A 23,769-nucleotide genomic window follows, 5' to 3' on the forward strand; every position below is an offset into this window, starting at 1 on the left:
GCGGGTCAGCGGCCGAAGATCCGGCTCAGCCAGGAACCGGAGGCGGCCTTGTCGGCGGCGGTGCAGGAGCAGCGCTGGGACTTGGGGATACCGGCGAGAACCTGCTCGACGTGCATGCCGCAGCCGGCGTAGGAGGGCTTGTTACAGGTCTTGCAGGTGGTGCGACGGCACATGGGGGTGGTCCTTCCGGGGCGGGGGTGTCAGGAGTGCGAGAAGGGGATGTTCGGGAGGATGCGGTCGAGCCAGCGGGGCGTGTGCCAGGCGGCGCGGCCGGTCAGGCGGAGCATGACGGGGAGCAGGACCAGGCGGATCAGGGCGGCGTCCAGCAGGACGGCGACGCCGAGGACGATGCCCATCTCCTTGGGCGGCAGCGGGCCGGAGATGGCGAAGGTGAAGAACACCGCGACCATCACGGCGGCCGCCGCGAAGATCACCCGGCCGGAGTGGGCGAGGGCGCCGACCATGGCCTTGCGCGGGTCGCCGGTGCGCTCGTACTGCTCCTTCGCGGAGGCCAGCAGGAAGACGGTGTAGTCCATCGCGATCGCGAAGATCATCGCGAAGAAGAACACCGGCGCCCAGCCGTCCAGGAAGCCCTGCGGGGTGAAGCCCAGCAGTCCGGAGCCGTGGCCGTCCTGGAAGACCAGCCGGGCGACGCCGAACGCCGCGCCGGTGGACAGCAGGCTGGCCACGGTGCCGAGCGCCGCGATCAGCGGGGCGCGCAGCGCGAACAGCAGCAGGACGAAGCCGAGGACCATGACGACGCCGATGACCAGCGGGGTCTTCTCGGTCAGCAGGTGCTGGAGGTCGAGGTTCTCCACCGCGGCGCCGCCGACCAGGGTGTGGTCGGGCAGTTCGGCGCGCAGCGTGTTCACGGTCTGGCCGAGCTGCGGGTCGGACGGGTCGACGGACGGGACGGCCTGGATCAGCGACAGGTTCGCGCCGTCGGCGGCGGGCATCGCGGGCATCACGCCGGCGATGCCGGGGGTGGCGGCGACGGTCTGCGCGGTGGCCGCGGCCTGGTCGGTCGGGGTGAGGATCTGGAGGGTGCCGGGGGCGCCGTCGCCGAAGGCCTGCTGGACGACGGTGTAGCCGGCCCGGGCGCTGGCGTCCTCGGGCAGCACGTTGATGGACGGCATCGCGGTGCGCAGTCCGATCACCGGCGCGGCCAGCGCCAGCAGCGCGACCAGGGCGAGCGCGCCCCAGCGCAGCGGCTGCTTCCACAGCCGCTCGCCCCAGGCCTCGAACCGCGGCGAGGTCTGCGCCTCGCGCTTGGCCCACGGCAGCGACACGGCGTCGATGCGGTGGCCGAGCTTGCCGAGAATGGCGGGCAGCAGGGTCAGGGTGGCGGCCAGGACGAACAGCACGGCGAGCATGATGCCGCCGGCCATCGAGCGGAACGCGGGGGACGGGACCAGCATCACGGCGGACAGGCTGACCAGCACGGTCGCGCCGGACAGCAGCACGGCCTTGCCCGCGGTGTCCATGGTCTCCGCGACCGGGCGTGAACTGTCGCTGCCCCGCTTCGAGTTGGCGCGGGCGGCGCGGAACCGGACGACCAGGAACAGCGCGTAGTCGATGCCCAGCGCGAGGGCGAACATCATGGCGAAGTTCATCGCCCAGATGGAGACCGGGAACAGGTGGCTGATCAGCACCAGCGAACCGGCCGAGGCGGCCAGGCCCGCCATGGTGAGCAGCAGCGGCAGCCCGGCGGCGACCAGCGAGCCGAAGGCCAGCACCAGGATGGCCAGGGTGACCGGCCAGGACATGATCTCGGACTTCATCATCGCGTCGTGGTTGGCGGTGTTGAAGTCGCTCCACAGCACGGACGCGCCGGTCGCGGTGACGTCCACGCCGCCGCCGGACAGCTCGCGCAGCGGCTCCTTCAGGTCGTCGGCGGCGCGCACCATGTCGTCGGGCGAGGCGGCGGCGCCGGCCAGCAGCACGGCGGTGCGGCCGTCCTGGCTGACGGTCGCGCCGGGCTGCGGCGGGACGACGGTGGAGATCCGGGAGTCGGCGGTGGCGAGCGCGGTGGCCCGGTCGACCACCTGCTGCACGTCGGGGTCGGTCACCGGGCGGTCGGCGTGCACCACGATCTGGATCGCGGAGGAGGCGTTGCCCGCGAAGTGCTCCTCGGCGAGGGTGCGGACCTTCACCGAGTCGGAGCCATTGGCCTGCCAGCCCGCGCCGGAGAGCGCGGTGGTGACCTTCGGGGCGAACGCGCCGAGGCCGATCACGATGATCAGCCAGCCGACCAGCACGGTCTTGAAGTGGTGGACGGACCAGACGCCGAGGCGGCCGAGCAGCCCGTCCCGGGGCGGGGCGACGGCCGGGGGCGCGGAGGCGGCCGGCGCGGGGGCGGAGCGGTTCACGGGTGTTTCTCTCCAAGCGGGCGGGGGGTCCGCCGATCCAAGGGTAATACCTGGGGGGGTATATACGGGGGCAGGCGGGGCCCTGGGTGCGGGGGAGCAGGGGGCGCAACGGGGGCGCCCCCTGTCGGGTGGGTGCGGGGTCAGGCCTTCAGTGCGGCCAGCGCGGCGCGCAGCCGGACGGCGGCGTCGTCGGCCACCTCGGCGAGCTCGGGACGGCCGGTGAACTGCATCATCAGCTGCGGGTCCATGGCCTCGACCAGGACGCCGCCGTCCACCGCACGCAGCACCACGTTGCACGGCAGCAGCAGGCCGACCCGGCGGTCCACCTCCAGGGCCCGGTACGCGATCGGCGGGTTGCAGGCGCCGAGGACCAGGAAGTCCTCCACCTCGACGCCGAGCTTGGCGCGCAGGGTGGCCGTCATGTCGATCTCGGTCAGGACGCCGAAGCCCTGCTCGGCGAGGGCCGCGCGGACCCGGCCGGCGGCGTCCGCGAACGGGATGCCGGTCAGGGTGGCGGTGAAGTCGTCGGTCATGTCGCCGAACCTCTCTGGTCAGTGCTTCGGTGTCCTGGTTTGTCGCTGTTGCAGCACTTCGATACCCCCGAGGGTATTCAAGCGTACGTCCGATGCAACCGGGCGGGCGGGAGGTCCATTCCCGGGCGCGGCGGGTGACGTCCGTCTCACCGCCGGCCGGCCCGGTCAACCGCCGTAGCGATGCCGCAGGTTGGGGTCGTCCAGCCACCACGGCCGCTCGCCGTCGGAGGCCCGCTCGCCGTCGGAGGCCTCGTGGTCGGAGACCCGGGCCTGCTCGGCGGCGTCCAGCGCGGCGTCCACGGCGGCGGTCTCGGCCCGGCCGGTGACGATCAGGCGGCGGATCAGCGCGACCAGGAACGGCAGGCCGACCACGTCGCCGAGGATCCAGATCGCGTTGCCGCCGACGAACTGGTCCCGGGCGAGCGAGGGGCCCCAGTCGCGGGCCAGCGACGCGTAGTACGGCTCGGCGACCAGGTGGCCGCCGTACAGCAGCACCAGCGCGAGCGCCGCGTCGAACACCACCTCGACGAAGGTGATCACCACGCTCAGCAGCAGCGGGTACTCGTGCGCCACCGGGTCCAGCTGCAGGCGCGGCCAGAAGTACAGCAGGCCCAGCAGCACCAGCAGCAGGTGGAAGCCGATGTTCCCGGCGGTGCTGGTCAGGGTCTCCCGGTACAGCGGCGTGAAGTACAGCAGCCACGGCGGGACGACCAGCAGCACCGTGGACACCAGCGGGAACATCAGCACCCGGGAGACCCGCCCGCCGAGCGCCGCGCGCAGCCGCTCCCGGCCGGCCGCCGGCAGGGTGTCGGCCAGCAGCGAGACGGGCGCGCCGAGGGCCAGCAGCAGCGGCACCAGCATCAGCAGCAGGACGAGCTGCACGGCGCGGTCGGCGAACAGCACCCGTTCGTACACGCCGAGGCCGGAACCCGTCGTCCACACCCACACCGCCAGCCCGCCGAGGAACGCCGTCGTGCGGTACCAGGGCCAGCCGCCGCGGCGGCGCACGCCCACCAGGTAGCCGCCGGCCAGCAGGACCGTCAGGGCGGCGACCGCCGGTTCCAGGGTCCAGGTGTCGGCCAGCGCCGACCAGTGCCAGGGCGCGACGGCCGCGGGGTGGGGCATGGCGGTGGCTCCTTCGGTCGATTTCCGGCCGCGTCGCCCGCCGGACGGAACCGGGGGCGGCCGCCCGGCGTCGGTCGCAGCGCCGGGTCCGTGGGAGGATCCGGCATTGAAGTTCTACACGCATGTAGAAAATCGACCGAACGGGGGGCCCGGGTGGGACGCGCGAGGCGCAGCGTCGGCAGCCGACGCGCCGCACACCGTCGCAACCTCGAACTCGGCCTGCTCGCCCTCGCGGTGGCGGTCTGCCTGGCCGGCTGGGTGAGCGCGAACCTGGCGCTGCGCGGCACCCTCCCGCCCGGCCTGCTGCCCTTCGGCGGCGGCCTGACCGGCCTCACCCTCGCCCTGCACCTCGCGGTCCGCCGCTTCGCGCCCTACGCGGACCCGCTGATCCTGGCGCTGGCGGTGCTGTTCACCGGCTTCGGCCTGGTGCTGCTCGACCGCCTCGACTACTCGTACGCGATCTGGCACGCCGCCAAGGGCGACTGGCAGAAGATCCCCGCCGCGCCCAGCCAGGTGCAGTGGACGGTGGTCGCCACCCTGGCGGCCGTCGTGCTGCTGATCGTGGTCCGGCACCACCGGCTGCTGCAGAAGTACGTCTACCTGATCATGGCGGGCGCGCTGATCCTGCTGGCCGCACCCGCGTTCTTCCCCGGCGACACCCTCGGCGCCAAGCGCTGGATCATGGTCGGCGGACTCTCCTTCGAACCCGACGAGTTCGTCAAGGTCGCCATCGCGGTGTTCTTCGCCGGCTACCTGACGGCCAACCGGGACGCGCTCGCGCTGACCGGCCGCCGGGTGTGGGGCGTCAACCTGCCGCGCGGCCGCAACCTCGGGCCGGTGCTGGCGATCTGGGTGATCAGCCTGCTGGTACTGATCTTCGAACGCGACCTCGGCACCTCGCTGATCTTCTTCGGGGTGTTCGTGGTGATGCTCTACACCGCCACCGAACGCACCGGATGGGTGCTGATCGGCCTGCTGATGGCCGTGGTCGGCGCGGCCGTCGTCGGCGACCTCGAACCGCACGTGCACGGCCGGGTCGAGGGCTGGCTGCACCCGCTCGACTACTACGAACCGGTGCACGACCCCCACCTGGTCTCCGACCAGCCCGCACAGGCGCTGTTCGGCCTCGGCAGCGGCCACCTGCTCGGCAGCGGACTCGGCCAGGGCAGACCGTTCCTGATCGGGTTCGCCGGGCGCAGCGACTTCATCTTCACCACCATCGGCGAGGAACTCGGCCTGACCGGCACGATGGCCGTCCTGCTGCTCTACGGCCTGTTCGTGCAGCGGGGCCTGCGCACCGCCGTCGCCATCACCGACCCGTTCGGCAAACTCCTCGCCACCGGCCTGTCCGCCGCCGTCGCGCTCCAGGTGTTCGTGGTGGTCGGCGGCGTCAGCGGGCTGATACCGATCACCGGCAAGGCGCTGCCGTTCCTCGCCGCGGGCGGATCCTCGCTGACCGCGAACTGGCTGCTCACCGCCATCCTGATCAAACTCTCCGACGCGGCGGGCCGCGCCGAACTCGAACCCGCCCCGGTACCGCTCGACGCGGCCCGGGGCGGGTGACTTCCTGCTGCGAGCGGCCGCGAGTTCACCGGCGTCCAGCCGCACCGTGACCGCGCCCTCCGGCGTGCGGCCGGTCGGGTTGCCCTGCGCGTCCGGCTCCGGGGTGCTGTCCTGGGCGGTGATGCCGGTTCGCACCTGCTCCGTCACCGTGGTCGGTCGGAGCGTCGCCGCGTGCGCCTACTGGTGCAATCCCCGGAGCGCGGCGACCGCCATGGCCGTGGCGCGGTCGGTGGTGGCGTCGTACGGGGCGCCGGACTCCAGGGCGGTGACCGTCGCGTTCACCAGGCCCTGGAGCAGCTGGGCGGTGAACTCCGGTGCGCTGTCGCCGAGTTCGGTGAGGGCGGCGATCAACGGGGTGAGCAGCTCGCGGTGCGCGTGGCCCGCCGCCTCACGCAGCGCCGCCGCGTCGCGGTCGCCGGCCAGCGCCCGGGCGATCCGGTGCTCGCCGTCGCGGACCAGCTCGCACTGGGCGCGGACGTACGCGGCGACCCGCGCCTCGGGCGTCCCGGCGGCGGCCATCGCGGCGGTGATCCGCTCCGTCCAGCGCGGGGCGGACTCGCGGACCACGGCGGCCAGCAGTTCGGCGCGGTCCGCGAAGTACTTGTAGACGCTGTTGCGGGCCAGGCCGGTGCTGCGGGCGACCGCGGCGAAGGTGACGGCGGCGGCGTCCCCCTCGGACTCCAGCAGTGCGCGGGCAGCCTCGACCAGCGCCCGGCGCTGCTGGGCGCGGTGGTCGGCGACCGTGGCGGCGCTGATCTTCGGCACCCCCACAGTCTAGGAGTCGCGGGAGGGCGCCCCCCGCGTTGGGGACGCGGCGTCGCCATGTTCTATCTTGGGGACGCACTGTCCCCATCTCGGAAGGAGCACGGTGTACCTCGCCCTGCTCGAACTCAAAGCCGCGCGTGGCCGCTTCCTGCTCATGGGCTGCGTCGTCCTGCTGGTCGCCGCCCTGGTCGGAATCGTCTCCGGCTTCACCACCGGACTCGGCGACGACACCGTCTCCGCCCTGCGCCGCCTGCCCGCCACCCACCTGGCGTTCTCCCCGGACGCCAAGTCCGACCAGTTCGCCCGCAGCCTCGTCCCCGCCGAGACCCTGGCCGGCTGGCAGCAGCGCCCCGGCGTGCAGGCCACCCCGCTCGGCGTCACCATCACCCGCGGCACCACCGACCGGCACGCCGAGGTCGACCTCGCCGCGTTCGGCGTCGAGCCCGGATCGTTCCTCGACCCCGGCGTCGAGGACGGCCAACGCCTCGGCGGCGACGGCCAGTTGGTGATCTCCCGGAAGCTCGCCGAGGAGGGCGTCGCGATCGGCGACACCCTCACCGTCGACCGGCTCGGCATCGCCCTCAAGGTCACCGGCATCACCGGCCGCGCCTCCTACGGGCACGTCCCGGCCGGGTACGTCACCACCGGCACCTGGCAGGCGATCCGCTTCACCACCCCCGGCGCGAGCGCGCCCGCCGCGGGGCTCCCGCAGCAGTACAGCGCGATCGCCCTGCGGGCCGCCTCGAACGCGGACCTGGCGGCGGCGGACCGCGAGCTCGGCACCCGGACCGTCGCGACGACCGACGCGTACGCCGCCGCGCCCGGCTACACCGGCGAACGCGTCACCATGACGTCCATCCAGTTCTTCCTGTACCTGATCGCCCCGCTGGTGGTCGGCGCGTTCTTCGGCGTCTGGACCGTCCAGCGGCAGCCCGAACTCGCCCTGCTGCGCGCGATGGGCGCCTCCCGCCGCCGACTCCTCAGGCACACCCTGGTCCAGGCCGCGGCCGTCGTCCTCGGCGGCACCCTGGCCGGCGCGGCACTCGCCTCCGCCGTCGGACTCCTGGTCGGCACCGAAGTCCCGTTCAGCCTCCCCGGGTTGGCGCTCACCGCCACCATGGCCACGGTCGCCCTCGCCGCCCTCGCCGGCGCCGCCCTCACCCTCCGCCGGGTCGCCACCGCCGACCCGATGACCATGCTCGGAGCCGGACGATGACCTCTCTGACCCTGCACCAGGTGTCCGTCTCGCTCGGTCACGGCGACGCGAGGACGCCCGTCCTCCGAGGCGTCGACGCGACCTGCCGGCCCGGGGTGCTGACCGCGCTGGTCGGCCCGTCCGGCTCCGGGAAGTCGACCCTGCTCGCCGTCGCCGGCGCGCTGCTCAGGCCCGACGGCGGTCAAGTGCTGCTCGGTGACAGCGACTTGGCGTCCCTGAACGACGGCGAACGGGCGAAGGTCCGGCGCGAACGGATCGGCTACATGTTCCAGAGCGGCAACCTGCTGGGCGGCCTCACCACCGTCGAGCAGCTGCTCGCCGCCGCGTCCGTCGCCGGCCGGCCGGCGAGGCGGCTGCGCGCCGCGGCGGAGACGGCCCTCGAAGAGGTCGGCCTCGGACACCGGCTGCGACACCGCGCGGACCAGCTCTCCGGCGGCGAGAGGCAGCGCGTCGCGCTCGCACGAGCACTCTTCCTCGAACCCGACCTCCTGCTCATCGACGAGCCCACCGCCGCCGTCGACCGTGAACAGGCCGGCACCCTCACCGAGTTGATCGCCCACAAGGCCCGCGAACGGGGCTGCGTGGCGCTGGTCGCCACGCACGACCCGGTGGTCGTCGACGCGGCGGCAGCGACCGTTTCGATGTAGGGAGTGAACCACCAGGGGTGCGAGGAACTGCGCGAGGGAGAGCGCGCCACGTCCGCAAGATCGCGACGCAGGGCAGCGACCTGCACGTGATCGCGACCTTGCGGACGTGACCTGCGCTTGTCGCGCAGTTCCCCGCGCCCTGTCCTCCCTACCGCTCGGCGGACCGCTCGCTGGCCGAGGCGTTGAGCATGGCGACGCGGTCGACGACCTTCACCCGCTCGCGGCCCTCGGCAGCGCCGAGGGCCTTCTCGTGGGCGTCGAGCCGGTGCCAGCCCTCCCAGGTGGTGAAGTCGACGCCGCGGGAGCGCAGGAAGTCGACCACCGCGTCCTCGGCGGGCTCGGCCGCAGGGCGCAGCGCGCCGGCGGCGTGGTCGGCGACCAGGCAGGCGACGGTCTCGTTGGCGTCGCCCTTGGTGTGGCCGATGAGGCCGACGGGGCCGCGCTTGACCCAGCCGGTGACGTAGACGGACGGGAGGTGGGCGCCGGCCTCCTGGACGCGTCCCGCCTCGTGCGGAACCGTCGCGGAGAGGGCGTCGAAGGGCAGCTTGGGCAGCTCGTCGGAGCGGTAGCCGACCGCGCGGTAGACGGCCTGGACGGGCCATTCGCGGAAGGCGCCGGTGCCGACGGTGTTGCCGGTGCCGTCGAGTTGGGTGCGTTCGGTGCGCAGGGCGACGACGCGGCCGTCCTCGCCGAGGACCTCGACGGGGTTCTCGAAGAAGTGCAGGTGGATGCGGTGCGGGCGGTCGCCGATGTCGCGGATCGCCCAGTTCTCCAGCGTGGCGGCGACCATGTCGGCCTGCTTGTTGGCGCGCCGGGTGGCGATCGAGGCGTCGTCGTAGTCGATGTCCTCGGGGTCGACGATCACCTCGATGGTGGGGGAGTGGTCGAGCTCGCGGAGCTCCATCGGGGAGAACTTGGCCTGCGCGGGGCCGCGGCGGCCGAAGACGTGGACCTCGACGGCGCGGTTGGCGGCGAGGCCGGCGTGGACGTTCGGCGGGATCTCGGTGGGGAGCAGCTCGTCGGCGGTCTTGGCGAGGACGCGGGCGACGTCCAGGGCGACGTTGCCGACGCCGAGGACGGCGACCTGCTCGGCCTCCAGGGGCCATTCGCGGGGGACCTCGGGGTGGCCGTCGTACCAGGAGACGAAGTCGGCGGCGCCGTAGGAGCCGTCGAGTTCCATGCCGGGTATCGCGAGGTCGCGGTCGGCCTCGGCGCCGGTGGCGAAGACCAGGGCGTCGTAGAAGCGGTGGAGCTCGTCCAGGGAGAGGTCGCCGGGGTAGTCGACGTTGCCGAGCAGGCGGACCTGCGGCTTGTCGAGGACCTGGTGGAGGGCGGTGACGATGCCCTTGATCCGCGGGTGGTCGGGGGCTACGCCGTAGCGGATCAGGCCGAAGGGGGCGGGCAGCCGCTCGATCAGGTCGATGGAGACACCGGGGGCGGTGGCCAGCTCGGACTTCAGCAGCGCGTCGGCGGCGTAGATCCCGGCGGGGCCGGCACCGACGATGGCCACCCGGACGGGGCGGGACATGGGCAGGTACTCCTTGTTCGGCTCTGGGCGCGTACCGCCAGCCTTACGGCGGGCGGACGCGCCCGGTACGGTGCTTCGCCTTATGTCGTCATAAGGCGAAGCTATGGCCCCCCAAAGTTCGGCCTATGCGGCGTCCCCGTTGCCCCCCAGCATGCACGAGTCGCCGCGGCCGGGGCGATCACTCGTAGCGCAGGCGCAGCGACTCCTCCTCGGCGGCCAGCACCTGATCCAGCGTCAGCGAGGGATCGCGCAGGTGGGAGAGGGTGATCGAGGCCGAGCTGGGCGCCGCGTCGGCGGGCAGCCACTGCTCGGGACGCCAGGCCGAGCCGCGCAGGAACGCCTTCGGGCAGTGCCCGTAGACCTCGTCCGCGGAGACCACGATCGCGGTGCGCGGCGGCTTGCCGACCGGGGTGAGCCGCTCCAGCAGCCGGGGGTCCGCACTGACGCAGGCCCGGCCGTTGACCCGCAGGGTGGCGGCGCGGCCGGGGACGACGAAGAGCAGCCCGGCCTGTCCGGTGGCGGCGATGTTGTGCAGGCTGTCGAGGCGGCGGTTGCCGGTGGCGTCGGGGATCGCGAGGGTCCGCTCGTCCAGGACGGAGACGAAGCCGGGCGGGCCGCCGCGCGGGGTGGCGTCGCAGTTGCCGTCCGCGTCGGCGGTGGCGACGAAGACCAGGGAGGCGCAGCCGATCAGCAGGCGGGCCTCCTCGTGCAGGCGGTCGACCTGCTTGCGCTGCACCATGTCGCTCGGCTGCTCGTACAACTCCCGCAGCCGGGCCGGGTCGCGGATCGCCTCAGCGGCGAGGGCGTCGAAGATCACGCGACCCGACCCTATCCCCGTTCACCTCGGCGGCGGCGAGGGGGTCAGATCTGGAGCGGAACCGCGTGCACCTCGTCCGCAGGGTGTCCGGTGCGCTCGTGGACGCGCTGGACGGCCTCCCGGGACGGGCCGGAGGACAGGCAGTACACGGTGCCGGAGTCGGGGTCGGCCCAGGCCTGCCGGAACTCCACGCCCTCCTCGTGCTGCACCGCGAGGTCCGCCTCGTGCGCGGCCTTCAACTGCTCGGCGGTGATGCCGGCCATCCCGTGGTGGACGTCCATGAACATCGTCATCGTCGCTCAACTCCTCGGCCGGGAGCCCCCGTGCGGGGGCACTCACCTCCACCGTGCGCCCCGGGGCGTGAACCAGGCCACAGGACGCGCTCTTGCCTTGGGCATAGATGCGCGTGCAAGAATGCTGGTGCAGTAGCAGTGACGTTCAGCGCACTCCGGGGTCGGTGAAATTCCGAGCCGGCGGTTACAGTCCGCGACCCGTCCGCAGCCAGCGGCCGGTTGACCAGGTGAAATTCCTGGACCGACGGTTAAAGTCCGGATGGGAGGCGTGCGCGGCGGACAGGTGTGTTCACACCGCGGCCCACCCGAGGGCCGGGGTGCCGAAGCACGGCATGTCGGCAGCTCACCCGTGCCGCGGGGCAGGTCCCCGGCCGCACGGCGGGCCTTCCCGACGCGCCACGTCCGCAGTCAACTCCCGATCGCCGCCCCGGAGTCCGCGCCCCAAGCGCGAGGAGAACCCGGGTGTTCACCGGCATTGTTGAAGAGCTCGGCGAGGTCGTCTCCATCGAGGAGATCGGTGAGTCCTCGCGAATCCGCCTGCGCGGCCCGCTGGTCACCGCGGACGTCCGGCACGGCGACTCCGTCGCAGTCAACGGCGTGTGCCTCACCGTCGTCGACGACAACGAACAACTCGCCAAGCGCGAAGGCGAGTTCAGCGCCGACGTGATGCGCGAGACGCTCCGCCGCTCCAGCCTCGGCGCGCTGCGCCCCGGCTCCCGGGTCAACCTGGAACGGGCGATGGCGCTCGGCGCCCGACTCGGCGGCCACCTGGTGCAGGGCCACGTCGACGGCACCGGCGCCGTGATCTCCCGCGAGCCGGGCGACCTGGACGCGGACGGGAATCCGCGCTGGGAGGTGGTGCGTGTCTCGCTCCCGCAGCCGATCTCGCGCTACCTGGTGGAGAAGGGGTCGATCACCGTGGACGGAGTGAGCCTCACCGTCGTCGAGGCCGCCCGGGACAGCTTCACCGTCTCGCTGATCCCCGCCACGCTCGCCCTGACCACGCTCGGGGTGAAGGCGGTGGGCGACCCCGTCAACCTGGAGGTGGACGTGCTCGCCAAGTACGTGGAACGACTGCTCGAAAACCGTGCACTGCCCGACACCCTGGGGGAAACCAAGTGAGCACGCTCGCAGATCTGACCTTCACCGCCTTCGGCGAGCAGGTGAAGGTGGCCGACATGGTCGGCAACCTGATAGGGCTCGCCGGGCTGGCGTTCGGCTGGCGCCGCTCGGTGCTGACCTGGCCCGCCCAGCTGCTGGCCGGCGCCGTGCTGATCAGCGTGTTCCTCGGCGGGCAGGTCCCCGGACTGATCGGCAAGCAGGTGATCGTCGTGGTCACCGCGATCTGGGGCTGGACCCAGTGGAACCGCGGCCGTCGCGACAGCGGCGAGATCGCCGTCCGCTTCGCCGGTCGGCGCGAGCGGATCCTGCTGATCGCCGCCACCGCGGCCGGCACGCTCGCCGTCGCCGCGCTGTTCAACGCCTACCCGAAGCTGTCCTGGAACCCGCTGCTGGACGCGTACATCTTCACCGGCACGCTGGCCGCCATGTACGCCCAGGCCCGCGGCTGGGTGGAGTTCTGGTTCGCCTGGATCGCCGTCGACGTGATCAGCGTGCCCTACAGCTACGCCCACGGGTACGTCTTCTCCGCGCTGACCTTCACCATCTACTTCGTCCTCGTGGTGGCCGGCCTGGCCAGCTGGTGGACGAAGGCCCGCACCGCACGAACCGCCCTGCCCGTCGAGGGAGTTGCCGCATGAGCGCCGAAGAGCCCGTCGATTCCGGGGAGCCGCTCGCGCTCGACCCGGTGGAGCGCGCCGTCGCCGACATCGCGCTCGGCCGCGCCGTGATCGTGGTCGACGACGAGGACCGCGAGAACGAGGGCGACATCGTCTTCGCCGCGTCCGCCGCCACCCCCGAGCTGATGGCGTTCACCGTCCGCTACAGCTCCGGCGTGATCTGCGTCCCGATGCCGGGCGCCGACCTCGACCGGCTGCGGCTGCCCCCGATGACCCAGGTCAACGAGGACCGCAAGGGCACCGCCTACGCCGTCTCGGTGGACGCCCGCGACGGCGTCGACACCGGCATCTCCGCCGCCGACCGGGCCCGCACCGTCCGGCTGCTGGGCTCCGCCGCCACCGAGGCCACCGACCTCACCCGGCCCGGCCACGTCTTCCCGCTGCGCGCCGTCGACGGCGGTGTGCTGGCGCGCCCCGGGCACACCGAGGCCACCGTCGACCTGGTCCGCCTGGCGGGCCTGCCGCCCGCCGGGGCGATCGCCGAGGTGGTCAACGACGACGGCACCATGGCCCGGCTGCCCGAACTGCACGCCTTCGCCCGCCGGCACGGCCTGGCGATCATCTCCATCGCGGACCTGATCGCCTACCGCCGCCGCACCGAACTGCACGTCGACCGCGCCGCCGTCACCGCGCTGCCCACCGACCACGGCGACTTCACCGCCGTCGGCTACCGCGGCACCATCGACGGCGTCGAACACCTCGCCCTGGTGGCCGGCGGCCTGGACGCCGACGGGAAGCTCCCCGACGGCGAGGACGTGCTGGTGCGGGTGCACTCCGAGTGCCTGACCGGCGACGTGTTCAGCTCGCTGCGTTGCGACTGCGGCCCGCAGCTGCACGCCTCGCTGCGCGCCGTCGCCGAGGCCGGCCGCGGCGTGGTGCTGTACCTGCGCGGCCACGAGGGCCGCGGCATCGGCCTGGCCCACAAGCTGCGCGCCTACGAGCTCCAGGAGCGGGGCCGCGACACCGTCGACGCCAACCTCGACCAGGGGCTGCCCGCCGACGCCCGCGACTACTCGATCGGCGCGCAGATGCTCGCCGACCTGGGCGTGCGCTCGCTCACCCTGCTCACCAACAACCCGGCCAAGCAGGCCGCGCTCACCGAGCACGGCCTGAAGGTCACCGCCCGCCGGCCGCTGCCCACCGCCGCCGGCGCCCACAACCTCACCTATCTGCGCACCAAGCGCGACCGGATGGGCCACGACCTGCCGTGGCTCGACGACGACAACAAGTAGCCGCACCACGGAAAGAGGAGCACGACATGGCCGGTCACGGAGCCCCTGTGCTGTCCCCGAAGAACTGCGCCGACCTGCGGGTCGCGATCATCGCCGGACAGTGGCACGAGCAGGTGATGAACGGACTGCTGGACGGCGCGCACCGCGCCCTGAAGGAGCTGGGGATCGAGGAGCCGACCGTGGTCCGCGTCCCCGGCACCTTCGAACTGCCGGTCGCCGCGAAGCAGTTGGCGGGCCGCGGCTACGACGCGCTGGTGGCGCTGGGCGTGGTGGTGCGCGGCGGCACCCCGCACTTCGACTACGTCTGCCAGGGCGCGACCCTCGGCCTGACCCAGGTCTCGGTGGAGACCGGCGTCCCGGTCGGCTTCGGCGTGCTGACCTGCGACACCGAGCAGCAGGCGCTGGACCGGGCCGGGCTGCCGGACTCCGTCGAGGACAAGGGCCACGAGGCGGCCACCGCCGCCGTCGCCACCGCCGCCGTGCTGCGCGAGGTGGTCGAGCCCTGGCGGTGATCGGACGATCGCACCGGGGGCGGTCCGTTGCGATGTCCAGCGGACTGTCCACGGTGCGGAACCGTTTACCGTCCGTCCGTCCGCACCCCGTAAGGTGAGGCCATCATGGCATCGAAGACATTCGAGGAGCTCTTCGCCGAGCTCCAGCAGAAGGCCGCCACCGGCGACCCCGCGACCTCCCGCACCGCCCAGCTCGTGCAGCAGGGCGTCCACGCGATCGGCAAGAAGGTCGTCGAGGAGGCCGCCGAGGTCTGGATGGCCGCCGAGTACCAGTCGCCCGAGGAGACGGCCGAGGAGATGTCCCAACTCCTCTACCACGTCCAGGTGATGATGATCGCCCGCGGGCTGACGCTCGAAGACGTCTACAAGTACCTGTAATTCCCCACCGCACCGCAGTCGACGAAGGGTTCCCCTCTCATGCTCCGCATCGCCGTCCCCAACAAGGGTTCGCTCTCGGGTCCCGCGGCGGAGATGCTCCATGAGGCCGGCTACCGGCAGCGCAAGGACGCCAAGGAACTCGTCCTGGTCGACCCGGACAACCAGGTCGAGTTCTTCTTCCTGCGCCCGCGCGACATCGCCGTCTACGTCGGCTCCGGCCGCCTCGACATCGGCATCACCGGCCGCGACCTGCTGCTGGACTCCGCCTCGGACGCCGAGGAGGTGCTCGCGCTCGGCTTCGCCGCCTCCACCTTCCGGTTCGCCAGGCCGGTCGGCGCCGAGATCAACGGCGTCCAGGACCTGGACGGCCTGCGGATCGCCACCTCCTACACCGGCCTGGTCGAGCAGCACCTCGCCGAGCACGGCGTGAAGGCCACCGTCACCAAGCTGGACGGCGCGGTCGAGACCGCCGTGCACCTGGGCGTCGCCGAGGTCATCGCCGACGTCGTGGAGACCGGCACCAGCCTGCGCAACGCCGGCCTGGAGGTGTTCGGCGACCCGATCCTGGTCTCCGACGCCGTGGTGATCCGCCCCAAGGGCGCCGGCGAGGACCCGGCCGTCGAGCAGTTCCTGCGCCGCCTGCAGGGCGTGCTGGTGGCCCGCCGCTACGTGCTGATGGACTACGACATCCGCGCCGAGCAGGTCGGCGCCGCCGTCTCGCTCACCCCCGGCCTGGAGTCGCCGACCGTCTCGCCGCTGCACACGGCCGGCTGGGTCGCGGTCCGCTCCATGGTGCTCCGCAAGGAGGCCCAGCGGATCATGGACGACCTGTGGGCGATCGGCGCCCGCGCCATCCTGGTCACCAACATCCACGCCTGCCGCATCTGACCCGCTGCCGAACGGGGGCCGCCCGCCCGGCGGCCCCCGCTTGTTCCTGGAGCCACCCGTGTCTGTGTCCGCCCTGCCCGTGACGTGGGCCCCCCGCCGCAACCGCGCCGTGCTGCTCGCACTGTGCGGCGTGATGGTGGTGCTGTTCACCGTGCTCGCCTTCGCGCTGCCGGACAACTGGCAGCTGCGGGACCGGGTGATGATGGTGCTCAGCGGCCTGCTGTTCGCCGCGGTCGGCCTGATGCTGGCCCGCCCCAAGGTGGTCGCCGACGCCGACGGACTGACCGTGGTCAACTTCGTCCGCCGCCGCCGCCTCGCCTGGGCCGAGGTGGTCCGGGTCAACCTCAAGCACGGCGACCCGTGGGTGATGCTCGACCTCGCCGACGGCACCGCGCTGGCCGCCGTCGGCATCCAGCCCGCCGGCGGCCGCGAGCAGGCCGTCGCGGCCGCCCGCACGCTGCGCGACCTGGTCGAGGAACGCGGCGCGAGCCGGGGCTGACCCGGCCGCTCCGGGCGGGCCGGAGAACCGTTCGGGTATCGTCTACGCTGGTAAAACCGCGGCAAAGCCCAAGAGTGTCCGGCCTGCCGCCCTGACCCGCGACCTGAGGAGTGACACCTCCCCTCGATGGACGATCCGTCCGGTAGTACCCGCGCCGCCACGCACATTCCGAGCCAGGGAAGGCGGGCGGCCCGATGACCACCGCCTGGCTCCTGCTGCTCGCGGCAATCCTGCTCATCCTCGCCAACGGCCTGTTCGTGGCCGCCGAGTTCGCGTTCGTGACCGCAGACCGCGGCACCGTGGAACGCGCCGCGGCCACCGGTGACGGTCGGGCGAAGAGGCTCTCCAAGGCCCTGCACCAGCTGTCCTTCCAGCTCTCCGGCGCCCAGCTCGGCATCACCATCACCTCCCTGGTGGTCGGCATGCTCGCCGAGCCGGCGCTGTCCACCCTGCTGTCCCCGGTGTTCACCGCCGTCGGCCTGCCCGACCCGGCCGCCCGCGGCACCGCGTTGATCGTCGGCCTGCTGCTGGCCACCGTGCTGCAGATGGTGATCGGCGAACTCGTCCCGAAGAACTGGGCGATCTCCCACCCGATGCAGGTCGCCTACGCCGTGGTCGGCCCGCAGCGCGCGTTCTCCGCCGCCTGCCGCCCGCTGATCGCGTTCCTCAACGGCTCCGCGGACCGGCTGGTCCGCGCCCTCGGCGTCGAGCCGCAGGAGGAACTCGGCCACGCCCGCACCGCCGACGAACTCCTCGCGCTCGCCCGGCACTCCTACCAGGCCGGCGCGATGGACGAGGAGTCGACCGCCCTGTTCGTGCGCACCCTGGGCCTGCGCGAGCTGACCGCCGAATCCGTGATGACCCCCCGGATCGACGTCTCCGCGCTCCAGGAGGACGCCACCGCCGGCGACGTGCTCAACCTCACCCGGGCCACCGGGCTGAGCCGCTTCCCGGTGTACAGCGAAAGCCTGGACAACGTCACCGGCACCGTCACGCTCAAGGACGCGCTCGCCGTCCCCGCCGGCCGCCGCGACCACACCAAGGTCCGCCACCTGGCCTCCCCGCCGCTGCTGGTCCCCGAGACGCTGCCCGTCGAGCGGCTGCTCGACCTGCTGCGCGGCCGCGAACCGATGGCCGTGGTGGTCGACGAGTACGGCGGCACCGCCGGCGTCGCCACCATCGAGGACATCGTCGAGGAGGTCGTCGGCGAGGTCCAGGACGAGCACGACCCCGACGACACCCCCGACCTGCGCCCGCTCGCCCCGCGCGACGGACTGCCGGTCTGGGACGCCGACGGCCGGGCCCGGCTCGACCAGCTCGCCAAGATCGGCCTGCACGCCCCCGACGGCCCCTACGAAACCCTCGGCGGACTCCTCGCCGACCTGCTCGGCAAGCTCCCCGCCGTCGGCGAGAGCGCCGAACTGCCCGACTGGGAGATGACGGTGACCGCCGTCGACCGCCACCGCACCAGTCGGGTCGAGGTGCGCCGCACCCGCGCCGAGGACGACCACGACGACCAGGACGGTCACCGATGAGCGCCCTGCAACTCGCCTTCTCGCTGCTCCTGCTGCTCGGCAACGCGTTCTTCGTCGGCGCCGAGTTCGCCGTCATCTCGGTCCGCCGCAGCCAGATCGAACCGCTCGCCGAGGCCGGCGACAAGCGCGCCCGCACCGTGCTGCACGCGCTGTCCAACGTCTCCGCGATGCTGGCCGCCGCCCAACTCGGCATCACCGTCTGCTCGCTGCTGCTCGGCGCGCTCGCCGAGCCGACCATCGCTCACCTGCTGGAGCCGGTCTTCCACGCACTCGGCGTGCCCGCGTCGGCGATGCACCTGCTCAGCTACGCCGTCGCGCTCAGCCTGGTGGTGTTCCTGCACATGGTGCTGGGCGAGATGGTGCCGAAGAACCTGGCGCTGGCCGGCCCGGCCCGGGCCGCGCTGTGGCTCGGCCCGCCGCTGGACCGGCTGGCCCGCTGGCTCGCCCCGGTGATCACCTTCCTGAACGCCTTCGCCAACGGCGTGCTGCGGCTGTTCCGGGTCGAACCCAAGGACGAGGTCAACTCGGTGTTCACCAGCGAGCAGCTGCTGCTCCTGCTGGCCGACTCCGGCGAGGCCGGCCTGCTGGACGACACCCGCCGCGAACGCCTGGAGGACGCCCTGGAGATGGGCAGCCGCCCCGTCACCGAGGTGATGCTGCCCGCCGACCAGCTGGTCACCGTGGGCCGCGACGTCACCGGCGAGCAGATCCAGCAGCTCGCGGTGCGCACCGGCTTCTCGCGCTTCCCGGTCGTCGACGAGCTGGGCATCGTGCTCGGCTACCTGCACGTCAAGGACTCGCTGGAGGTCGACGACCTGACCGCGCCCGTCCCCGACCGGCTGTGGCAGCCGATCACCGTGGTGCGTTCCGGCCTGCCGCTGGACGACGCGCTCGCCGCGATGCGCCGCAACGCCGCCCACCTGGCGGCCGTGGTGGACGCGGACGGCCGGCAGCTCGGCCTGGTCGCCCTGGAGGACGTCCTGGAGGAGCTGGTCGGCGAGGTCCACGACCCGGACCACCGGCGCTGACGCCCTGTCGCCTCCGGCCCCGTCGCAGTTCCTGCGGCGGGGCCGTTCCTCTTACGGGAGTTCGACCGGGTACGGCTCGGCGAAGTCGGCGGAGCGGCTGACCTGCTCCCAGGCCCCGGCCTCGGCGAGCTGGCGGCGGGAGTACTCCAGCGCCATGGTCACCGCGTTCACGCCCAGCAGCAGGTGGCTGGGGAGCTCGGCCCGCCGCACCGTGCGGACGATGGTCTCGGCGGCGCGCACCGGGTCGCCGGCCGCGCCGGCCTCGCCCTGCCGCATCCGCCGGTTCATCGCGCCGACCGTCTCGTCGTAGGCCTCCGGCACGGGGTGGGCCGTCATCGAGGCGCCCGCCCAGTCGGTGGCGAAACCGCTCGGCTCGACCACCAGGTACCGGATGCCGAACGGCGCGGTCTCGGCGGCCAGCACCCGGGTGAAGCCGTCCACCGCGAACTTGGCGGCCTGGTACGAGGCGATGCCCGGCGACCCGCCGACCCGCCCGCCGACCGAGGAGAACTGCACCACAGTGCCTGAGCGTTGACGCCGCAGCGCGGGCAGTGCGGCCTTGGTGACGTGGTAGACGCCCCAGAAGTTGGTCTCGAACTGGGCGCGGAAGTCGGCGTCGTCCGAGGTCTCGACGGGGGAGACGTTGGCGTAGCCGGCGTTGTTGACCAGCACGTCGATGCGGCCGAAGCGGGCCAGCGCGGCGTCGATCGCCGCCTGCGCGGCCGCCGGGTCGGTGACGTCCAGCGCAACGGTGAGGACGCGGTCGCCGTGCCCGGCGAGTTCCGCGGCGAGGGGTTCGGGGCGGCGGGCGGTGGCGACGACCAGGTCGCCCGCCGCCAGGGCGGCGTCGACCAGGGCGCGGCCGAAGCCTCGGGACGAACCGGTGATGAACCAGACCTGCTGCCGGGTGGTGCGCGTCTCTTCGCTCATGCCGTTAGTGAAACACCGTTCTCTTATTAGCGCAACGCCGTTGTGTTAACGACTCCTATGATGGTGACATGAGTGAGCCGGCATTCCGACGGGCGCGCAGCGCCGAGGCCAAGCAGGCGCGCGAAGGGGCGATCCTGGACGCGGCCCGGGCGCTCGGCGAGGGGCGCGGCATCCGCGACGTCACGCTCACCGACATCGCCGCCGACGTGGGCATGCACAAGTCGGCGCTGCTGCGGTACTTCGAGACCAGGGAGCAGATCTTCCTCGAACTCACCGCCCAGGGCTGGCGCGAGTGGTCTGCCGCCCTGCGCGCCGACCTCGCGGCCCGCGAGCACGCCACCCCCGCCGAGGTCGCCGAACTGCTCGCCGCGACGCTGTCGGCCCGCCCGATGTTCTGCGACCTGCTGGCGCAGGCCCCGCTCAACCTGGAACGCAACGTCTCGCTGGACGCGGTGCGCGCCTTCAAGCTCGTCACCCTGGACGAAGTCGCCCTGATCGGCGCGGAGTTGAACCGCCTGCTCGACCTGACCGAGCAGCAGGTGCTGGACCTCGCCGCCACCGCCACCGGCATGGCCGGCGCCCTCTGGCAGATCGCCACCCCCGGCCCGCGACTGAAGGCCCTGTACGCCTCCGACCCCCGCCTCGGCCACGCCATCGTCGAGGTCGAACCCCGCCTGCGCCGCGTCCTGACCGCCTACCTGACCGGAGTACGGGCGACCTGACTCTCAGCCCGTCACTGGCGGCCGTCGATCAGCTCGCCGTACGCCTGCAGCAGGTCAGGCAGGCGCAGGGTGGCGAGGTCCTCGCGGGACGGGACGCCGCGCAGGGCGGAGAGCCGCAAGTCCCGGTAGGCGCAGGACTTCTCGTACAGGGTGCGGATGAAGCGGCCGTTGCCGAGCTGGTCGATCCAGCCCTCCGCGATCACGTGGCGGCAGATCGACGCCAGCTCCTCGGCCGCGTCGACATCCCACTCGTCGCCGTCGGTGTGCGCCAACTGCCCGCCGATCTCGGCGAGTTCGGACGGACGGTAGGACGGGAAGTCGACCCGGGTGGTGAACCGCGAGTTCAGCCCCGGGTTGGTCGCCAGCAGCCGGTTCATGCCCTCCGGGTAGCCGGCCAGGATCACCACCAGCCGGTCCCGGTTGTCCTCGGCGCGCTTCAGCAGCACCTGCAGGGCCTCGTCGCCGAACGCGTCGCCCTTGCTGTACCCGGAGTTGGCCAGCGAGTACGCCTCGTCGATGAACAGCACGCCGTCCAACGCCGAGTCGATCAGCTCGTTCGCCTTCACCGCCGTCTGGCCGAGGAACTCGCCCACCAGATCGGCCCGTTGGGCCTCCACCAGGTGGTCCCCGGAGAGCAGCCCGAGGGCGTGGAACACCCGGCCGAGGATCCGCGCCACCGTGGTCTTGCCGGTGCCCGACGGCCCCGAGAAGACGAAGTGCCGCTTCGGCGGCTGCACCGGCAGACCGCGGTCCGCGCGCAGCCGCGCCATCCTCAACTGCGCCGACAGCGCTCGGACCTGACGCTTCACCGGATCGAGGCCGACCATCCCCTCCAGCTCCGCCAACGCCTGGTCCAGCTCCATCCGGGCCGCCGGCGCCGGGTTCGGACCGGCCGGCGGAATCGCCGCCGCCGCCGGCCAGTTGCCCAGCCGCAGGGGTAACGGCGAAGCACCGGACGCCCGTTCGGGCACCTGCCCGCCGCGCGACTCCCCGCCCGACGGCTGCGCCCGCTCCGGCTCCGGATCCTCCACCGTCTCCAGCGCGGTCTCCACCGCGGTCTCCACCGCCGTGCCCCGGTACTCGCCGTACTCGCCCAGCGCCGCCCCGTCCAGCAGCCCGTCCTCGGCGGAGATCGCCGCCAGCCGCTGCTCGGTGTCCATGAACGCCGGATCGGCCCGGTGCACCGCCCGGTACAGCGGCAACGCCGCCGCGCTGCGCCCCGCGCCCTCGTACGCCCGGCCCAGCCAGTACCGCAACTCCTTGCGCTGCGGCTGCTCGGAGCGGCAGCGCGCCAGCGACGCCGCCAGCGGGCGCTGCGCCTGCGCGCACATGTCGAGCCGGACCCGGGCCATGCCCGCGAACAGGCCTGCCTCGATGCCCAGCACCGGATCGTCCAACAGGCGGTCGGTGTCCCGGATCAGCTGCTCCCAGTCCTTCAACAGGTAGGAGCGGCAGGCCTGCAGGAACCGCACCGCGGGCACCTGCTCCGGCTCCGGACAGGCCGCCAACGCCTGGTCCAGCTCGGTGAGATGACGCCCGTCCAGCCAGTGCGAGGCATGCGCCAGGGCGAGGTCCTGCGCGGTCTCCAGCACCGGCTGCACCCACCAGCCCAGCCAGTACCAGGAACTGAGCGGACGGCGGTGGCGCTCGCGCTGCTCGCCGAACCGCTCGCGGTGCCGGTGCATCGCCAGCAGCGCGCCCGCGGTGTCGCTGCGCAGCGCGTGCAGGCCCAGCCAGGCGTCCGCCATGCCCGGATCGATCCGCACCGCGGCCCGGAACTCCTCCTCGGCACGGGCGTACGAGCCCGCCGTGTAGGCATCCATGGCACGCGTCCAGAAGCGGTCGGCCTCCGGATCCGGCCCCGCCGCGGCGGGCCCCTTGCCGCCGGAACTCTCCACCGTCACTGACGCCCCCCGCCAGACCTCGGGCCGCTTCAAACGGGCCTGCGTGGGCATGGTACCGGCGCGGAGCTGATCCGTGAGGGTGCCGCGCGGGTCAAATGGCGCGAGACGATCGGGTGTTGGGGTGCTGAGCGGCACCCGGCGCGAAGGAGAACGGCGTCTCCGGCTCACGGGGGAACAAACCGGAGACGCCGTGTCTGTGGTTGCGGATTCAACTGATTTCCGCGACACGCAGAACTTAAATCCTGACGACGCCGCAGGTCAAGAGCGGTTCAACCGGTTCACTCAGGGTGTCCCCGACGATCCGCCCGGTGATCCCGTCGACCCGCAGCGAGGCGAACGGGCGGCTCGGATCGGCGGCGAAATGCGCCCGCTCCGCCACCGCCCAACCCGCCCAGAACTCGGCCAGTTCCGGACCGTCCCGCAGCTCCCCGCGGGCCCGCGCCGCCGCCGCGTCCAGTTCCATCCACAGCAGCGCCGCCAGCGCCGGGCGCACTGCCCGCCGGCCCGCGCCGACCCCCTCCAGCAGCACCACCGGGGCCGGCGGCACCACCGCGACACCGTCGAACTCCCGTGCCGTCCAGTCGTACAGGCCGTGCCGGGCCGCCTCGCCCCGCCCCAGCGGCTCCAGCACCTGGGCGCGCAGCCGGCCCACCCAGCCGAACGGCTCCCGATGGGTCGCCAGATCGTCCAGGTGCACCACCGGCGCACCGCCGAGCGCCTGCGACAACCGGCCCGTGAACGTGGTCTTGCCGGAACCGGCGTGCCCGTCCACCGCGACCAGCCGCACCGGGCCCAGCGACGGGGGCAGCGCGAGCAGGCCCGCGGCGAGCGCGGACAGGTCGGGGAAGGCGTCGGTCATCCGGCCAGCCTACGGGGCCGGGCGGGGGAGTCCCGGAGGGCGCCGGGGCGACGGCGCCCTCGGCGGGAGAGGCGGCGCTCAGGCCGCCCGGCGGTCGCGCTGGACGGGCAGCAGCGCCCGCACCGCGCGGTGGGCGCCCGCGTGCGAGAACGGCTGGGTGCGCCAGTCCAACGCCGTCGGCAGCGGCACCAGGTTCTCGGCGCCGTCCTGCTCCGGCTGGTCCACGGACTCCGGCAGGTCGGCCGTCGGCGTGCCGGTGCCCCGGCAGATCGCCGACTGGAAGGGGTTCCACGCGGAGGGCAGCACCGCGTGCTGCGGCAGCCGCTCCTCGTCCCCGATCAACGCGATCGGGCGGTCACAGGCCGGGCAGTCCACCCGGACGATCTCCCAGTTGTCGGCCGCGCCCGCGTCCGCCCCGAAGGACGGCTCGGGCGCGCCGCGTTCGTCCTCGACGTCGGGACGCTGGTCGGTGGAAGGCATTTTGATCCCCCTCGGATCGGGCCGGATTCACTCGTCGTCCGCGCCACCACCAGCACTTCCCGCTGACACCGCGTCATAACCCTGCGCCCCGGCGCACGGTGATGCACCAAGTGTGTTCCTCGCCACATTCCATTGGCATGTGCCCCC

25 protein-coding genes and 1 riboswitch are annotated in these 23,769 nt (G+C 72.9%); of the genes, 13 read left to right on the forward strand and 12 right to left on the reverse strand.

Going from position 1 to position 23,769, the window contains the following annotated elements; all coding sequences use genetic code 11:
• Positions 1–5: 5 nt before the first annotated feature.
• From ACFV4P_RS01340 to ACFV4P_RS01355, 4 genes are all read right to left on the reverse strand, one after another.
• Positions 6–173 carry a hypothetical protein gene (locus ACFV4P_RS01340; RefSeq protein WP_198953479.1) on the reverse strand — a complete coding sequence of 56 codons (168 nt, stop codon included), beginning with the start codon at positions 171–173 and terminating at the stop codon, positions 6–8.
• Between the two features lie 27 nt (positions 174–200).
• Positions 201–2,369: an MMPL family transporter gene (locus ACFV4P_RS01345; RefSeq protein ID WP_380466041.1), complete on the reverse strand. Its 2,169-nt coding sequence runs from the start codon at positions 2,367–2,369 to the stop codon at positions 201–203.
• 140 nt (positions 2,370–2,509) lie between these two features.
• On the reverse strand, positions 2,510–2,902 hold the full coding sequence (locus ACFV4P_RS01350; protein ID WP_380466043.1) for a DUF302 domain-containing protein: 393 nt from the start codon (positions 2,900–2,902) through the stop codon (positions 2,510–2,512).
• 165 nt (positions 2,903–3,067) lie between these two features.
• Positions 3,068–4,027 (reverse strand): cytochrome c oxidase assembly protein, encoded by a 960-nt coding sequence (locus ACFV4P_RS01355; RefSeq protein ID WP_380466045.1) that lies wholly within the window; start codon positions 4,025–4,027, stop codon positions 3,068–3,070.
• Positions 4,028–4,180: 153 nt separating this feature from the next.
• On the opposite strand from ACFV4P_RS01355, the gene ACFV4P_RS01360 reads away from it, so the two are divergent.
• Positions 4,181–5,590, forward strand: a complete 1,410-nt coding sequence (locus tag ACFV4P_RS01360; protein WP_380466047.1) for an FtsW/RodA/SpoVE family cell cycle protein — start codon at positions 4,181–4,183, stop codon at positions 5,588–5,590.
• Between the two features lie 177 nt (positions 5,591–5,767).
• On the opposite strand, the gene ACFV4P_RS01365 is transcribed toward ACFV4P_RS01360, so the two are convergent.
• Positions 5,768–6,355 (reverse strand): TetR/AcrR family transcriptional regulator, encoded by a 588-nt coding sequence (locus ACFV4P_RS01365; protein WP_380466049.1) that lies wholly within the window; start codon positions 6,353–6,355, stop codon positions 5,768–5,770.
• Between the two features lie 103 nt (positions 6,356–6,458).
• Here ACFV4P_RS01365 and ACFV4P_RS01370 point away from each other — a divergent pair, with 103 nt between their 5' ends.
• Both ACFV4P_RS01370 and ACFV4P_RS01375 read left to right on the forward strand, forming a co-directional pair.
• Positions 6,459–7,571, forward strand: a complete 1,113-nt coding sequence (locus ACFV4P_RS01370) for an ABC transporter permease (protein ID WP_380466051.1) — start codon at positions 6,459–6,461, stop codon at positions 7,569–7,571.
• Positions 7,568–8,218 (forward strand): ABC transporter ATP-binding protein, encoded by a 651-nt coding sequence (locus ACFV4P_RS01375; protein WP_380466053.1) that lies wholly within the window; start codon positions 7,568–7,570, stop codon positions 8,216–8,218. Before ACFV4P_RS01370 ends, ACFV4P_RS01375 begins: the two co-directional genes overlap by 4 nt.
• 148 nt (positions 8,219–8,366) lie before the next feature.
• Here the strand turns inward: ACFV4P_RS01375 and ACFV4P_RS01380 are convergent, their stop codons facing one another.
• The 3 genes from ACFV4P_RS01380 to ACFV4P_RS01390 form a co-directional block, all read right to left on the reverse strand.
• Positions 8,367–9,746, reverse strand: coding sequence for an FAD-dependent oxidoreductase (locus ACFV4P_RS01380; RefSeq protein WP_380466055.1), 1,380 nt, complete (start codon positions 9,744–9,746; stop codon positions 8,367–8,369).
• A 178-nt stretch (positions 9,747–9,924) separates the two neighbouring features.
• On the reverse strand, positions 9,925–10,563 hold the full coding sequence (locus ACFV4P_RS01385) for an MSMEG_1061 family FMN-dependent PPOX-type flavoprotein (RefSeq protein WP_380466057.1): 639 nt from the start codon (positions 10,561–10,563) through the stop codon (positions 9,925–9,927).
• 44 nt (positions 10,564–10,607) lie between these two features.
• Positions 10,608–10,856, reverse strand: a complete 249-nt coding sequence (locus ACFV4P_RS01390; protein ID WP_073816441.1) for an SCO4226 family nickel-binding protein — start codon at positions 10,854–10,856, stop codon at positions 10,608–10,610.
• Between the two features lie 147 nt (positions 10,857–11,003).
• A riboswitch (FMN riboswitch) is annotated at positions 11,004–11,131 on the forward strand.
• Between the two features lie 187 nt (positions 11,132–11,318).
• On the opposite strand from ACFV4P_RS01390, the gene ACFV4P_RS01395 reads away from it, so the two are divergent.
• The 9 genes from ACFV4P_RS01395 to ACFV4P_RS01435 all read left to right on the forward strand — a co-directional run bounded on the left by ACFV4P_RS01395 (position 11,319) and on the right by ACFV4P_RS01435 (position 18,727).
• Positions 11,319–11,978, forward strand: a complete 660-nt coding sequence (locus ACFV4P_RS01395; RefSeq protein ID WP_380466059.1) for a riboflavin synthase — start codon at positions 11,319–11,321, stop codon at positions 11,976–11,978.
• A complete protein-coding gene (locus tag ACFV4P_RS01400) occupies positions 11,975–12,616 on the forward strand; it encodes a nicotinamide riboside transporter PnuC (RefSeq protein ID WP_380466061.1) in 642 nt (213 codons plus the stop codon). The genes ACFV4P_RS01395 and ACFV4P_RS01400 overlap by 4 nt, the downstream gene beginning before the upstream one ends.
• The gene (locus tag ACFV4P_RS01405; protein WP_380466063.1) at positions 12,613–13,887 is read left to right on the forward strand and encodes a bifunctional 3,4-dihydroxy-2-butanone-4-phosphate synthase/GTP cyclohydrolase II; all 1,275 of its coding nucleotides are present in this window, start codon (positions 12,613–12,615) and stop codon (positions 13,885–13,887) included. Before ACFV4P_RS01400 ends, ACFV4P_RS01405 begins: the two co-directional genes overlap by 4 nt.
• Positions 13,888–13,913: 26 nt before the next feature.
• Entirely contained in the window at positions 13,914–14,399 is a 486-nt protein-coding gene (gene ribH / locus ACFV4P_RS01410; protein WP_073816435.1) for a 6,7-dimethyl-8-ribityllumazine synthase, read from the forward strand.
• A gap of 105 nt (positions 14,400–14,504) precedes the next feature.
• Positions 14,505–14,777, forward strand: coding sequence for a phosphoribosyl-ATP diphosphatase (locus tag ACFV4P_RS01415; RefSeq protein ID WP_073816433.1), 273 nt, complete (start codon positions 14,505–14,507; stop codon positions 14,775–14,777).
• A gap of 39 nt (positions 14,778–14,816) precedes the next feature.
• Positions 14,817–15,665 (forward strand): ATP phosphoribosyltransferase, encoded by an 849-nt coding sequence (hisG, locus tag ACFV4P_RS01420; protein WP_380466066.1) that lies wholly within the window; start codon positions 14,817–14,819, stop codon positions 15,663–15,665.
• A gap of 58 nt (positions 15,666–15,723) precedes the next feature.
• Positions 15,724–16,164, forward strand: coding sequence for a PH domain-containing protein (locus ACFV4P_RS01425; protein ID WP_380466068.1), 441 nt, complete (start codon positions 15,724–15,726; stop codon positions 16,162–16,164).
• A 194-nt stretch (positions 16,165–16,358) separates the two neighbouring features.
• The gene (locus ACFV4P_RS01430; RefSeq protein ID WP_380466070.1) at positions 16,359–17,699 is read left to right on the forward strand and encodes a hemolysin family protein; all 1,341 of its coding nucleotides are present in this window, start codon (positions 16,359–16,361) and stop codon (positions 17,697–17,699) included.
• Positions 17,696–18,727: a hemolysin family protein gene (locus ACFV4P_RS01435; protein WP_380466072.1), complete on the forward strand. Its 1,032-nt coding sequence runs from the start codon at positions 17,696–17,698 to the stop codon at positions 18,725–18,727. The genes ACFV4P_RS01430 and ACFV4P_RS01435 overlap by 4 nt, the downstream gene beginning before the upstream one ends.
• Positions 18,728–18,778: 51 nt before the next feature.
• On the opposite strand, the gene ACFV4P_RS01440 is transcribed toward ACFV4P_RS01435, so the two are convergent.
• On the reverse strand, positions 18,779–19,657 hold the full coding sequence (locus ACFV4P_RS01440) for an SDR family NAD(P)-dependent oxidoreductase (protein WP_380466074.1): 879 nt from the start codon (positions 19,655–19,657) through the stop codon (positions 18,779–18,781).
• Positions 19,658–19,725: 68 nt separating this feature from the next.
• Here ACFV4P_RS01440 and ACFV4P_RS01445 point away from each other — a divergent pair, with 68 nt between their 5' ends.
• The gene (locus ACFV4P_RS01445) at positions 19,726–20,379 is read left to right on the forward strand and encodes a TetR family transcriptional regulator (RefSeq protein ID WP_380466076.1); all 654 of its coding nucleotides are present in this window, start codon (positions 19,726–19,728) and stop codon (positions 20,377–20,379) included.
• Positions 20,380–20,390: 11 nt separating this feature from the next.
• Here ACFV4P_RS01445 and ACFV4P_RS01450 read toward each other — a convergent pair whose 3' ends face one another.
• From ACFV4P_RS01450 to ACFV4P_RS01460, 3 genes are all read right to left on the reverse strand, one after another.
• Complete coding sequence (locus ACFV4P_RS01450) at positions 20,391–22,202, reverse strand: AAA family ATPase (protein WP_380466078.1); 1,812 nt, start codon at positions 22,200–22,202, stop codon at positions 20,391–20,393.
• A gap of 316 nt (positions 22,203–22,518) precedes the next feature.
• Complete coding sequence (locus tag ACFV4P_RS01455; protein WP_380466080.1) at positions 22,519–23,142, reverse strand: uridine kinase; 624 nt, start codon at positions 23,140–23,142, stop codon at positions 22,519–22,521.
• A 78-nt stretch (positions 23,143–23,220) separates the two neighbouring features.
• Positions 23,221–23,622 (reverse strand): hypothetical protein, encoded by a 402-nt coding sequence (locus ACFV4P_RS01460; protein ID WP_380466082.1) that lies wholly within the window; start codon positions 23,620–23,622, stop codon positions 23,221–23,223.
• Positions 23,623–23,769 lie beyond the last annotated feature (147 nt).

The sequence above is a fragment of the Kitasatospora sp. NPDC059795 genome (genome assembly GCF_042732175.1).
GTDB lineage: Bacteria > Actinomycetota > Actinomycetes > Streptomycetales > Streptomycetaceae > Kitasatospora.